The 12,920-nt window shown below is 59.0% G+C and carries 14 protein-coding genes and 1 pseudogene; 12 read left to right on the top strand and 3 right to left on the bottom strand.

Going from position 1 to position 12,920, the window contains the following annotated elements; all coding sequences use genetic code 11:
- Positions 1 to 2: 2 nt before the first annotated feature.
- Complete coding sequence (locus AC3WQN_RS09245; protein WP_103401313.1) at positions 3 to 425, bottom strand: phasin family protein; 423 nt, start codon at positions 423 to 425, stop codon at positions 3 to 5.
- A gap of 254 nt (positions 426 to 679) precedes the next feature.
- The gene (locus AC3WQN_RS09240) at positions 680 to 955 is read right to left on the bottom strand and encodes a polyhydroxyalkanoic acid system family protein (protein ID WP_103401314.1); all 276 of its coding nucleotides are present in this window, start codon (positions 953 to 955) and stop codon (positions 680 to 682) included.
- Between the two features lie 155 nt (positions 956 to 1,110).
- On the opposite strand from AC3WQN_RS09240, the gene ubiE reads away from it, so the two are divergent.
- The 12 genes and pseudogenes from ubiE (at position 1,111) to AC3WQN_RS09180 (ending at position 12,348) form a co-directional block, all read left to right on the top strand.
- Positions 1,111 to 1,881: a bifunctional demethylmenaquinone methyltransferase/2-methoxy-6-polyprenyl-1,4-benzoquinol methylase UbiE gene (gene ubiE / locus AC3WQN_RS09235; protein WP_095078001.1), complete on the top strand. Its 771-nt coding sequence runs from the start codon at positions 1,111 to 1,113 to the stop codon at positions 1,879 to 1,881.
- Entirely contained in the window at positions 1,881 to 2,504 is a 624-nt protein-coding gene (locus tag AC3WQN_RS09230) for a ubiquinone biosynthesis accessory factor UbiJ (RefSeq protein WP_103401315.1), read from the top strand. The genes ubiE and AC3WQN_RS09230 overlap by 1 nt, the downstream gene beginning before the upstream one ends.
- The gene (gene ubiB, locus AC3WQN_RS09225) at positions 2,501 to 4,105 is read left to right on the top strand and encodes a ubiquinone biosynthesis regulatory protein kinase UbiB (RefSeq protein WP_103401316.1); all 1,605 of its coding nucleotides are present in this window, start codon (positions 2,501 to 2,503) and stop codon (positions 4,103 to 4,105) included. Before AC3WQN_RS09230 ends, ubiB begins: the two co-directional genes overlap by 4 nt.
- Before the next feature lie 81 nt (positions 4,106 to 4,186).
- On the top strand, positions 4,187 to 4,588 hold the full coding sequence (hisI, locus tag AC3WQN_RS09220) for a phosphoribosyl-AMP cyclohydrolase (protein ID WP_095144618.1): 402 nt from the start codon (positions 4,187 to 4,189) through the stop codon (positions 4,586 to 4,588).
- On the top strand, positions 4,581 to 4,913 hold the full coding sequence (locus AC3WQN_RS09215) for a phosphoribosyl-ATP diphosphatase (protein WP_103401317.1): 333 nt from the start codon (positions 4,581 to 4,583) through the stop codon (positions 4,911 to 4,913). Before hisI ends, AC3WQN_RS09215 begins: the two co-directional genes overlap by 8 nt.
- Positions 4,914 to 4,938: 25 nt before the next feature.
- Positions 4,939 to 5,217 (top strand): twin-arginine translocase TatA/TatE family subunit, encoded by a 279-nt coding sequence (locus tag AC3WQN_RS09210; protein ID WP_103401318.1) that lies wholly within the window; start codon positions 4,939 to 4,941, stop codon positions 5,215 to 5,217.
- A 10-nt stretch (positions 5,218 to 5,227) separates the two neighbouring features.
- Entirely contained in the window at positions 5,228 to 5,647 is a 420-nt protein-coding gene (gene tatB, locus AC3WQN_RS09205) for a Sec-independent protein translocase protein TatB (RefSeq protein WP_103401319.1), read from the top strand.
- Positions 5,644 to 6,438 (top strand): twin-arginine translocase subunit TatC, encoded by a 795-nt coding sequence (gene tatC, locus AC3WQN_RS09200; RefSeq protein ID WP_492589066.1) that lies wholly within the window; start codon positions 5,644 to 5,646, stop codon positions 6,436 to 6,438. Before tatB ends, tatC begins: the two co-directional genes overlap by 4 nt.
- Entirely contained in the window at positions 6,435 to 7,142 is a 708-nt protein-coding gene (locus AC3WQN_RS09195) for a 16S rRNA (uracil(1498)-N(3))-methyltransferase (protein WP_103401415.1), read from the top strand. The genes tatC and AC3WQN_RS09195 overlap by 4 nt, the downstream gene beginning before the upstream one ends.
- Positions 7,143 to 7,377: 235 nt before the next feature.
- A pseudogene (locus tag AC3WQN_RS09190) lies at positions 7,378 to 8,436 on the top strand (methyl-accepting chemotaxis protein); the annotation flags it as partial.
- Positions 8,422 to 9,294 (top strand): methyl-accepting chemotaxis protein, encoded by an 873-nt coding sequence (locus tag AC3WQN_RS09185; RefSeq protein WP_492589484.1) that lies wholly within the window; start codon positions 8,422 to 8,424, stop codon positions 9,292 to 9,294. The pseudogene AC3WQN_RS09190 and the gene AC3WQN_RS09185, both read left to right, overlap by 15 nt.
- 198 nt (positions 9,295 to 9,492) lie before the next feature.
- Positions 9,493 to 12,348, top strand: a complete 2,856-nt coding sequence (locus AC3WQN_RS09180; protein WP_103401417.1) for a phosphatidylinositol-specific phospholipase C domain-containing protein — start codon at positions 9,493 to 9,495, stop codon at positions 12,346 to 12,348.
- An 82-nt stretch (positions 12,349 to 12,430) separates the two neighbouring features.
- Here AC3WQN_RS09180 and AC3WQN_RS09175 read toward each other — a convergent pair whose 3' ends face one another.
- Positions 12,431 to 12,901, bottom strand: coding sequence for an HIT family protein (locus AC3WQN_RS09175; RefSeq protein ID WP_103401418.1), 471 nt, complete (start codon positions 12,899 to 12,901; stop codon positions 12,431 to 12,433).
- Between the last annotated feature and the right edge of the window lie 19 nt (positions 12,902 to 12,920).

Below are 12,920 nucleotides of genomic sequence, written 5' to 3'. Positions count from 1 at the left end.
CCTTAATGTTTACGCGCGACACGTTCGAGCAATGCCGTCAGCTCATCGAGCTTAGCAGAGAGTGTCTCAACGTCATGTTTAGACGCAATGCCGATACGATTCAAGGCACCGGCGACACGCGCATCAAATGCCTTCTCGACTTTGTCGAACTGGACTTCGACACGGTCCCTGAGGCTGACGACATCAGTCTTGACGCTATCAATCTGGGTGTTGGCGGCTTCAAGTTGTTCACTCACAACTTCTTTGCCTTTCTTTTCAACAGTTTGACCAGCCTTGATCAACTCTTGAAAGTAGTCGCTACCTTCCTGACCGACCTTGGCGTAGGCACCCAGGCCTGCCAGCCAGATCTTGCGGGCATAGGATTTCACTTCATTCACCGTGGTCGGCTGAACGTCAGTTTTTTTCTTCAAGGTTACTTTGGCCATGGTGCACCTCACGCGCAGAAGGTTTGAGGAACTGCCCGCAAAAGAGTCGGGCTCAGGCACAAGGTAGGGAGAAAAATTAGAAACGGCACCCTAAGAACCAACACAAGCCGTTGGGTACGCCACAAAAAACCGTGGGAGCGGGCCGGGCGGCGCTCCGCTTGCCCGCGAAGACGATGTGACGACCGCAGAGAATGCCACGGATGTACCGGGCTCTTCGCGGGCAAGCCCGCTCCCAAAGTGATTGCATTTCACAATCAGACCAGTGCTTTGTCGAGGGCCTTTTCGATTTCCGCCTTGATGGTGCCGCTCATGGCCGACATCAGCATGCCCAGCTCTACATCGATGCGAATCGAGTCCTCGCCGACATGCACCGCGCCCTTCACTCCGGAACGCTTGAGGTTCAGGGTGTCGCCCGACCATTGCGGCTCCAGGCCATACTGATCGGCCAGCTTGCTCGCCAGCTTGTCGGCCTTCTCGCGGGCGGCTTCCTTACCCAGACTGTGGGCACGCTCAACACTAATATGGGCCATTGAATGACTCCTGATTTATGAATGCCTGGCCGGCACATCCTGACCCCTGCTGCGTCAAAACGTCCCGACGGTTGCCCATCTTACCTTCAGCCTTGCCAAGACAAAGCATCCCTTGGGGATTAGAATGTCGCGCAATCTCTTTTGGTGACAGCGATATGACTGACCAGCGCAAAGGCAGCGATGCCGAACCCACCACACACTTCGGCTTCAAAAACGTTCCGGAAAGCCAGAAAGCGGAAAAAGTCGCCGAGGTGTTCCACTCGGTAGCCGCCAAGTACGACTTGATGAACGACGTGCTGTCCGGCGGCATGCACCGCCTGTGGAAGCGTTTCACCATCGAACTGTCGGGTGTACGCGCAGGCAATCGCGTGCTGGACATCGCCGGCGGCACGGGCGACCTGGCGGCCAAATTCTCCCATCTGGTCGGCCCGACCGGTCAGGTGGTGCTGGCCGACATCAACGAGTCCATGCTCAAGGTCGGTCGCGACCGCCTGCTGGACAAGGGTGTGGCCGGCAACATCGAATTCGTCCAGGCCGACGCTGAAAAGCTGCCGTTCCCGGACAACCACTTCGACTGCGTGACCATCGCCTTCGGCTTGCGCAACGTCACCCACAAGGAAGACGCCCTGCGCTCGATGCTGCGGGTACTCAAGCCGGGTGGTCGCCTGCTGGTGCTGGAGTTCTCCAAGCCCACCAACGCGCTGATGTCCAAGGCCTACGATGCCTACTCGTTCGCCTTCATGCCGATGGTCGGCAAGCTGATCCTCAATGACCCGGAAAGCTATCGCTACCTGGCCGAGTCGATCCGCATGCACCCGAATCAGGAAACCCTGAAGTCGATGATGGTCGAAGCCGGTTTCGACCGGGTGACCTACCACAACATGACTGCCGGCATCGTCGCCCTGCACCGCGGCATCAAGCCCTGATGTTGCTCGCCGGCCTGCTCGCCAGCGTCGAACTCGGCCTCAACCGGGTACTGCGGCTCGACAGCACAGCCCTGCCGCGCCTGGCCCATTTGAGCGGCAAGGTGATTGCCGTCGAGTGTCGCAGCCCGGCGCTTGAGCTGTTCATCCTGCCCAGCGATGAAGGCCTGATGCTGGCGTCCCATTGGGAAACCGCGGCCGACTGCACCTTGCGCGCACCCGCCTCGAGCCTGTTGGCGCTGGCCATGAGCAAGGACAAGACCTCGGTCCTGCACCGCCCCGAGGTGGAGCTGGACGGTGACAGCGGCGTGCTGCTGGAACTGGCCACCGTGTTGCAGGACCTGGAGCTGGACTGGGAGTACGAACTCTCACGCTGGCTCGGCCCGGTTGCCACGCAACTGATTGGCGGCCACCTGCGCAGCCGCGCACGCTGGTATCAACAAGGATTCACCAGCCTGAACCAGAACCTCGCCGAATACCTCGCCGAAGAATCGCGCACCCTGGTCGGCCAGCGCGAAGCCGAAGCGCGGTTCAGCGAGCTGGACCAGATCAAACTCGACCTGGAACGTCTTGAGGCGCGCTTCGAGCGTCTCTCCCGATCCCTTGATTCAAGCGATAACGCATGAAGCTGCTTGCCGTCCGCCGTTTGTTGCGCATCCAGCGCGTCGTGATCCGCTACCGCCTCGATGACCTGCTGTTCGCCCTGCCACTGCCGTGGTTCCTGCTGGCGTTGCGTTATGCGTTGCCGTGGCGCTGGTTCCCGCGCAAGACCCTGGACCTGAGCCGGGGCGCTCGCTTGCGCCTGGCCTTGCAGGACCTGGGGCCGATCTTCATCAAGTTCGGGCAGATCCTGTCCACCCGCCGCGACCTGCTACCCGAAGACATCGCCGATGAGCTGATGTTGCTGCAGGACCGGGTACCGCCCTTCGATTCTCAGGTGGCGGTCAAGCTGATCGAAGATCAACTGGGCAAGAAGATCAGCGACGTGTTCAGCCGCTTCGACATCGAACCGCTGGCCTCGGCCTCGGTCGCCCAAGTGCATGCCGCGCAACTCAAAAGCGGTGAAGAGGTGGTGGTCAAGGTCATCCGCCCCGGCCTCAAGCCGATCATCGCGCAGGACCTGGCGTGGCTGTTCATTCTCGCTCGCGCCGCGGAAAAGTTCTCTGCCGACGCACGCTTGCTGCACCCGGTAGACGTGGTCAGCGACTACGAAAAAACCATCTACGACGAGCTCGACCTGCTGCGCGAAGCGGCCAACGCCAGCCAGCTCAAACGCAATTTCGACGACTCGCCACTGCTGTACGTACCTCAGGTCCACTGGGACTGGTGCCGACCGAAAGTGCTGGTGATGGAGCGTATCTACGGGATTCAGGTCACCGACCTGGCGACCCTGGCCGACCAGCGCACCGACATGAAAATGCTCGCCGAGCGCGGCGTGGAGATCTTCTTCACCCAGGTGTTCCGCGACAGCTTTTTCCACGCCGACATGCACCCGGGCAACATCTTCGTCAGCACCGTGAACCCCTGGAGCCCGCAGTACATTGCCATCGACTGCGGGATCGTCGGCAGCCTCACCCCCGAGGACCAGGACTACCTGGCGCGCAACCTGTTCGCGTTCTTCAAGCGTGACTACCGTCGCGTCGCGCAACTGCACATCGATTCGGGCTGGGTACCGGCCGAAACCAAACTCAACGAATTCGAGGCGGCGATCCGCACGGTGTGCGAGCCGATCTTCGAAAAGCCGCTGAAGGACATTTCCTTCGGCCAGGTACTGATGCGCCTGTTCCAGACCGCGCGACGCTTCAACATGGAAGTTCAGCCACAGCTGGTATTGCTGCAAAAGACTCTGCTCAACATCGAAGGCCTGGGCCGTCAGTTGTACCCGGACCTTGACCTGTGGAACACCGCACAACCCTTCCTTGAACGCTGGATGCGCGAACGCGTGAGCCCCAAAACCCTGCTGGGCAACCTGCACAGTCAGGTCGAGCAACTGCCGCACCTGGCCAACATGACCCGCGACCTGCTCGAGCGCATGTCCCAGCCCCACGTGGCCAACCCGCCACCTGCCTGGCACCGCCGCTCGGACGACTGGTTCCTGCGCCTGCTCGGCACCGCCCATCTGGCCGGCGGCGCGATCCTGCTGGCCGGCGGCCCATTGAACGAACTGGGCCACTGGCCGGGGGCGATCATGGTAGCCGTGGGCTTGTATCTGGTCGTTCGCCGATAGCCAGCCGGGTTGCCGGCTGGCACACTGTTTCACATCATCGAGGCCCAACGAACAGGTTGGGCCCGATTGTTGGAGTCGAAGATGAAAAACTGGCTGGACGAGATCAAATGGGACAGTGACGGCCTGGTGCCGGCCATCGCCCAGGATCACAAGACCGGGCGTGTGCTGATGATGGCCTGGATGAACCGCGAAGCGCTGGAACTGACCGCCCTCGAGAACCGTGCCATCTACTGGTCACGCTCGCGTGGCAAGCTGTGGCGCAAGGGTGAAGAGTCCGGCCATGTGCAAACCCTGCACGAGATGCGCCTGGACTGCGACGCCGACGTGATCATCCTGATGGTCGAGCAGATCGGCGACATCGCCTGTCATACCGGTCGCCAAAGCTGTTTCTACCGCGTCTTTGAAAACGGCGACTGGAAAACCGTCGACCCGGTGCTCAAGGATCCGCACGCCATCTATTGCGCAGGACACACCCATGAGTGACACCCTGACCCGTCTGGCCCATGTGCTGGAAGAACGTAAAGGCGCAGCCGCCGACAGCTCCTATGTCGCCAGCCTGTACCACAAGGGTTTGAACAAGATTCTGGAAAAGGTCGGCGAAGAGTCGGTCGAGACCATCATCGCCGCCAAAGACGCCGCCATCAGCGGAGATTGCAGCGATGTCATCTACGAAACCGCCGATCTGTGGTTCCATAGCATGATCATGCTGGCCCAACTGGGGCAGCATCCACAGGCGGTGCTCGACGAGCTGGACCGCCGTTTCGGCCTGTCCGGTCACGTAGAGAAAGCCTCGCGTCCGTCCGCCTGAACAACTATTAGAGAGGAGCAGCAACATGGGCATTTTTGACTGGAAACACTGGGTCGTCATCCTGATCGTCGTGGTACTGGTGTTCGGCACCAAGAAACTGAAAAACCTCGGCACCGACGTCGGCGAGTCGATCAAGGGCTTTCGCAAGGCCATGAATGACGACGAAAAGCCCGCCGAGCCGGGCGCTGCGCCAACCGCGCAACCAGCACCGCCCGTGCAGCCACATGCCTCGACCCTGAACGAGCCGCACACCATCGATGTGCAGGCCCAGAAAGTCCAAGAGCCGACCCGCAAAGACTCGTGAGCACAGACTAATGTTCGGTATCAGCTTCACTGAACTGCTGCTTGTCGGCCTCGTTGCCCTGCTGGTGCTGGGTCCCGAGCGTCTGCCGGGCGCTGCGCGCACCGCCGGCCTGTGGGTAGGACGGCTCAAGCGCAGCTTCAACGCGATCAAACAGGAAGTTGAACGTGAAATCGGCGCCGACGAAATTCGCCGGCAGCTGCACAACGAGCACATTCTGTCGCTGGAGCAGGAGGCCCGCAAAATCCTCACGCCCGTCCAGCAGCAACCGACCCCCTTTGAATCGGTGGCCGAGCAGTCGATTGCACCTGTCGTAGCACCGACTGAAGTGCCGCCAGTCGTCGCCACACCACCGGCAACACCGGTGACTCCTGCGGCGGCAACCCCTGCGCCTGCTCCCCTCGACTCAACACTGCCGCCGCGAGCCCCATGAGCGATATTCCAGAGAACGACCAGCACATGCCGCTGGTTTCGCACCTCACCGAGTTGCGCACTCGCCTGCTGCGCTGCGTCGCGGCGATTTTCCTGATCTTCGCCGGGCTGTTTGCCTTCACCCAGCAGATCTACACCTTCGTCTCGACGCCTCTGCGTGCGTACCTGCCCGCTGGCGCGACGATGATCGCCACCGACGTCTCATCACCGTTCCTGACGCCGCTGAAACTGACGATGATGGTCTCGCTGTTCCTGGCGATTCCGGTGATCCTGCATCAGCTCTGGGGCTTCATCGCGCCAGGCCTGTACAAGCATGAGAAGCGCATCGCCGTACCGTTGCTGGTGTCGAGCATCGTGCTGTTCTACGCCGGCATGGCCTTCGCCTACTTCCTGGTGTTCCCGCTGATCTTCAAGTTCTTCGCCGCCGCCACCCCGGCCGGCGTGGAAATGATGACCGATATCACCAGCTACCTCGATTTCGTCATGACGCTGTTCTTCGCCTTTGGCGTGGCGTTCGAAATCCCGGTGGCCGTGGTACTGCTGGTGTGGATCGGCGTGGTCGACGTCGCCTACCTGAAGAAGATCCGCCCGTACGTGATCATCGGCTGCTTCGTGGTCGGCATGATCCTCACCCCGCCGGACATCTTCTCCCAGACCCTGCTGGCCGTGCCGATGTGGATGCTGTTCGAAGTGGGCATCCTGTTTGGCAGCCTGATCAGTAAACGCGGCACGCACCCGGACGACCAGCCGGCTGACGATCACAACGACCAGCCACCAGCGACCCAACCGTGAACCTGCTGCTCCTTGAAGAGGCCGACTTCATTGCGGCCGACCGGGTGATCCTGCGTGATCGCCGGCTGACCCATATGCAGGAAGTCCACCGCTGTGAAGTGGGTGACAGCATGCGAGTCGGACGCATCGGTGGGCTGATGGGTTCGGCCGAAGTGCTGCGCCTGGAGCCGGCGGAAGCAGAGCTGCGGGTCACGCTCGACCAGCCGCCGCCGGCCAAGCTGCCACTGACCCTGATCCTCGCCCTGCCGCGGCCGAAGATGCTGCGTCGGGTGTTTCAGACCGTCGCCACCATGGGTGTGCCACGGGTGGTGCTGGTCAACAGCTACCGGGTGGAGAAAAGCTTCTGGCAGACGCCGTTCCTGGAGCCCGAAGCCATTCGCGAGCAACTGATCCTGGGGCTGGAACAGGCTCGCGACAGCGTGTTGCCGGAAATCGTCATCGAAAAGCGCTTCAAGCCCTTCGTCGAGGACCGTCTGCCCGCCATCACCGACGGCACCCTGGGGCTGGTCGGTCATCCGGGTAACTTCCCGCCCTGCCCACGCGGGCTGGACGAGCCGGTCACCCTGGCCATCGGCCCGGAAGGCGGCTGGATCCCCTACGAAATCGATTTGCTGGGCAAGGCCGGCCTGCAACCGGTACAGCTCGGCGAACGCATCCTGCGGGTTGAGACCGCCGTCACCGCGCTGCTGGCACGTCTCTTTTAGATTCAGACACTATCCCTGTGGCGAGGGAGCTTGCTCCCGCTTGGGCGCGCAGCGACCACCGTCTTTCATTGCACTGACAATGTATCTACAGGATGACGACGGCTGCGCCGCCGAGCGGGAGCAAGCGCCCTCGCCACACATGATTTCAAGTGAAAATCCCACCGCTCTATAGATCCACGCCACGCAGCCGATACAGTCCCCATAAGTCCAATAGTGGTCCCCGGGGAGTCGTCGCATGTACCGTTGGTTAGCCGAGAATCTTGGAAACGTGAGCGTCAATCGCAAGCTGGGCATTGGCTTTGGCCTGGTTCTGCTGTTGACCCTGTTGATCACCGTCAACGGCTGGTCGGGCATGAGCAGCATCATCAGCCGCGGCGACAAGCTGGGTTACATCTCCAGCCTCAACGAGCTGACCAAAGACCTGCGTATCGCCCGCATGGACTATGAAATGCGCCGTGGTGAACAAGGTCCCGCTGCCGTGACCGATCTGCTGAACAAGCTCGACAGCGGCCTCAAAGGCGCACTGACGATGATTGAGCAACCGGCTGACCTGACCCTGCTCAACCAGCAACTGGAGGCCGTCAGCGAATACCGGCACGCCTTTGCCGACATGACCCAGGCCACCGCCAACCGCGAAGCCGCCCGCGCCCAGCTCGGCGCCACCGCCGACAATGCCGTGGCCCGCGTGGCCGAGGTCGAAAAAGCCCTGCTGCAGAGCGATAACGTCAGCCAGTTCAACGCTGTCGTCGAACTCGGCAAGCTGCTCCAGCAAGCGCGCTTCCAGGTGCGCGGCTACACCTACAGCGGCAAGGTCGAGGCCCAGCAACCGGCACTGGACGCCATCGACAATGCCCTGAAATACCTCAAGGCCTTGCCCGGGCAACTGCCGGAGCAGCACGTCGGCAACCTGCAACAGGCCAGCGACGCGCTGATCGGCTACCGCGCGGCCGTCGCCCAGTTTCGCGACGCCCAACAGGCCAGCGCCACAGCCCTCAAGGACATGTCCGGCCAGGGTGACCTGCTGATGGACCTGAGCAAACGACTCACCGCCTCGCAAACCGTCGTGCGTGACACTGACGCCGCCCACGCCAAGAACACCCTGCTGCTGGCTACCGTGCTGGCGCTGGTGTTCGGCCTGCTCGCCGCCTGGGCCATTACCCGGCAGATCATCATCCCGCTGACCCAGACCCTCAAGGTCGCCGAGCGCATTGCCGCCGGCGACCTGACCCACAACCTCATCTCGCAGCGTCGCGATGAGCTGGGTCAGTTGCAACGCGCCATGCAGAGCATGAGCGTCGGCCTGCGCGAACTGATTGGAGGTATCAGCGATGGCGTGACGCAGATAGCCAGCGCCGCCGAAGAACTCTCCGCCGTGACCGAGCAAACCAGTGCCGGGGTCAATAGCCAGAAGGTGGAAACCGACCAGGTGGCCACCGCCATGAACGAAATGGCCGCCACCGTGCAGGAAGTCGCGCGCAACGCCGAGGAAGCCTCCGAAGCCGCCGTCGCTGCCGACCAGCAGGCCCGTGAAGGTGACAAGGTGGTCGGCGAAGCCATCGCCCAGATCGAGCGTCTGGCCACTGAAGTCGGCCACTCCACGGTCGCCATGGGTGATCTGAAGCGCGAGAGCGACAAGATCGGCAGCGTCCTGGACGTGATCAAGTCCGTGGCCCAGCAAACCAACCTGCTGGCCCTCAACGCCGCCATCGAGGCCGCGCGTGCCGGTGAAGCCGGCCGGGGCTTTGCCGTGGTCGCCGATGAAGTGCGCAGCCTGGCGCAACGCACCCAGAAGTCCACCGAAGAGATCGAGGAATTGATCGTCGGCCTGCAGAGCGGCACCCAGCAGGTCGCCACCATCCTGGACAACAGCCGCAGCCTCACCGACAGCAGCGTCGAGTTGACCCGTCGCGCCGGCGGCTCGCTGGACAACATCACCCGCACCGTTTCAGCGATTCAGGCGATGAACCAGCAGATCGCTGCCGCCGCCGAGCAGCAAAGCGCCGTGGCCGAAGAGATCAACCGCAGCGTGCTGAATGTGCGTGATGTGTCCGAGCAGACCTCGGCCGCCAGTGAGGAGACGGCAGCCTCCAGTATCGAATTGGCGCGACTGGGTACCCACCTGCAGATGCTGGTGGGCAAGTTCAGGGTCTGACCCCAGTCACCGACCGCGCGAGCAAAACCGCCTTGAAACCGTTCAACGCTCGCGCAGCCGACCTAACGACTACCTCAATCAAAAATACTAGATAATAAATCGCTTTGAAGCACTTATCTCCTAGCAGAACTGATAGTAGCCGGTGGGATTCAGCTATGCATTAATCAATCCTGTTGCTCCGCCAACAGGAGATCTGTCATGTCAATTCAAGAGTACTGCCAAGGTCCCGAAGCTGAATTACAAGATACTTTTTTGCTCCCGCCTACTGTATCTGACACAGAGAATGATGTTCTGAACTACAACAGCCTGACGACCAACCCGGTTGTCGGCGTTTCGCCTTGGCTGGGAATCAACAGCGAATCAAGAATATGGCTACATTGCGAGTGTACATACACTGACGAAGGCCCAGGCATCATTAAGCTGGCGGAAGCCGTACGGGTGGGCACCCCGACAGGCGCATTGGCGTTTTCCTGCGAACTACCACTTGATGAACTTTCGAAGCTGGCCGACAACACATCCATCGATATAGTCCTGATGGTAAGTACCAATGGCACATTGGAAAAACAACATCTCAATAGCACACGCCACAGCCTGATGTTTCAACACCCAATAGTTCTGACCAATTACAGTCGCTGGATGACAGACATTGGTTCAAACATAGAGCACTTACAAGTACATGATCTAATATTACCCGAGGCCCACAATGCCGGCGTCGATCAAAAGGGCGCCGGATGGCCAACGGATCAGTGGGGCGCCTGCCAGGATGACACTTTTACCTACCAACTGCGCAATGGTATTCGAGCTCTTGACTTGCGCCTATACAGAAACCCAAATGAGATGTACACCGACAAAGAGTACATATTCAAACACGGAAGGTTTCACTCCAGACGTTATTTAAACGACTGCCTTCATGCGGTTTTAGAGTTCGTAGAGCAAAATCCCGGGGAAATAGTCATATTAGATTTTCACTCCACAGAGCTCGACTGGAGAGAAAATAATGTCGTCAGTACTATAGAAATTGTACTTGGCAAGCACTGCATCCCCGGCTCGGCAGAACTCTATACGATCGGGCGAATCCGCAAACAGCACCCTGGCCGAAACGTTATTGTCGGCTTCCGAAATCCATCTTGGTTATGCTGGGGAAGACTTCATCAAACCTTTACCGGAAATGACTACAACAATGCACAGCAACTCCGCCTTCACATTATCGAACAGATGGATAATCCGCCAAAAACAAACGAACTCTGGTCGATTTTTGCAGCGGGCTACAATAGCCTGGGACCTGTACGTTTTTCACCTAGAGCTGCGCACTGGAGTAGTTTTTTTGACGCAACCAGATCGAGCTCCTACAGAAAACCAACTAAGGGAAACTTAATCAATATTGACTTTTTCGCCGGAACAGGCGTAGTAGATCGGTGTATCAACGCCACGAGAGAGAGGGCAAACAAAGCCAGCACTTCCCCTCCAACCCGTCTGACAGCCAGTAACATAACGACTCATTCAATTCATTTAAAATGGGAGCGCCCAGTAGACAATGAAGCAATTAGAGACTACCGAATTCTTGAAGACGGCAAAATTATTTCGAACACACCTGGTACGGAATACGTAGTATCCGGATTGAATGATGGCACAACGTACAATTTCGAAGTCTACGCCTTTTTCACCGCCGAATCCGGATTTGGTGCAGCAGCTTTCATAAGCGCCACTACGATAGGAATACCAGACACAACAAAACCCAGCAAGCCGACTGATCTCAAGCTTGTCTACCTCAACGACAATAATCTTGCTCTACTTAGGTGGACCGCTGCGACTGACAACATTGCAGTCACCCACTATGTAATTTACCGAAATGGAACACCGGTCGACACGCTCAGCAGCGAGCACACATTCTACCCGGTAAACGAAACAGGTATCGTCACATACAGGGTCCGCGCATTTGATGCTGCTGGAAACTTCGCCGACTCCGATCCGCTGACAAACAACCCTGACACCTTACCCCCTAGTAAACCCGGTAACCTTAGAGCCGACGATATCAAGTTCGACTCCATCACGTTGGAGTGGGAGCCGTCCACAGATAACGTCAGGGTCACCGGCTATCAGGTCTACCGAAATGACATAGCGATCGACACGGTCAACAGCACCTTTTACATCGACCGCCTCCTCATCGCCAACACACACTACAGTTACAAAGTACGCGCACTGGATGCAGCCGGAAACTTTACCGACTCAGACACTCTGAGAATCATCACCCTACCCGACACACCCGACACGACAGCACCTACAAAACCCACCAATCTCAGAGCCACCCACATCACCGACAGCACTGTCACCCTGGAGTGGACAGCATCCAGTGACAACATCGGGGTTAGCCACTATGAGATCTTGCGTGACAACACACCAATCAACATAACTACTAACACCGGTTATACCGACCGCGGGCTGAGCCTGGATAGGGCGTACGTTTTCCGGGTACGTGCAGTAGACGCCGCCGGAAACTTCAGTCTCTCCGACCCGATTACGGTACGCACCTCCGATCAGGATATGACACCGCCAAGCGTGCCGGGAAACCTCAGAGCCAGCATAATCACCAATAACTCAGTCACCCTTGAGTGGAACCCGTCATATGACAATGTTTGGGTTAGTGGGTATGAGGTTCGCAATGGCGGCGCACTGCTCGGCACAGTCCTCGACACCCGGTACAACGTCGTAGGCCTTAGTAGTAATACCAACTACACCCTCTCGGTTGTTGCCTTGGATGCTGCGGAGAACCGCTCGGACAGCACGGTGATTTGGGTAACAACCTCACCAGAAAGTAATGCCCCAACCGAACTGAAACTGTTCCGACAGCCTTCCAGCGGAAATTACTCCTGGAAGCCACCCATCAACAGCATTGGTGTGACGGGATACCAAGTATCCCTTGACGGAGAGATCCTTCGGGAAATCAACGATACCTTTATCACGCTGTTTAATTTGAAACCTGGCGTCATCCATCTCTTTGAGGTGCGAGCCAGACGCAACGGAGTACCCTCCGATCCAGCGTCTATCAGCGGTTGATCGAGAACAGGGGAGATCGTTCTCGTTATCAAATAATTGCCTTGAAATGCGGGAGGCCAGAGGCTGGAACCGGCCTCCCGCGTTACGCGCGGAACCCACCAACCCGGCGAATCTGGTGTGCCAGGGCCGCCAGGTCGTGGTTGACCTGGCCTTTGAAGTCATGGGACGAGATATAGCCTTCGTAGCGCTCGAAGAACTTGTCGACGTTGGAGCTGATGGGCTTGAAGGCGCTTGAGTCGCCCGTCCCGTGCATGGGGAAGAGCTTGGCGTGCAAATGGTCGATGCCATAACCTTCGAGCATCAAGCCAGTACGGCCGACGTCCGGCAGCGCGCGGTCGATCAGCAAAGCGACTTTTTTCGCGGCGATCATCAAGCCTGACAACACCTCGTCAGACTGCGCGAACGCGTAGCTGCCTGAGTGTTGCCTGGGTACAACCACCGAGAAGCCCGGCGTATTGGGACGGCTGGAGAGGAACGCCACATGAGCCTCGTCCTCCCAGATCAGGTGCATGGGCGCCTGACCGGCGAGCATTTTGCAAAAGATACAGTCCATGTTGTTCAAGCCCTTCCGT

It is taken from the genome of Pseudomonas sp. FW300-N1A1, from assembly GCF_058789115.1.
The sequence above is the reverse complement of the archived record's forward strand: the minus strand, read 5'-3'. Positions and strand labels throughout refer to the sequence as shown.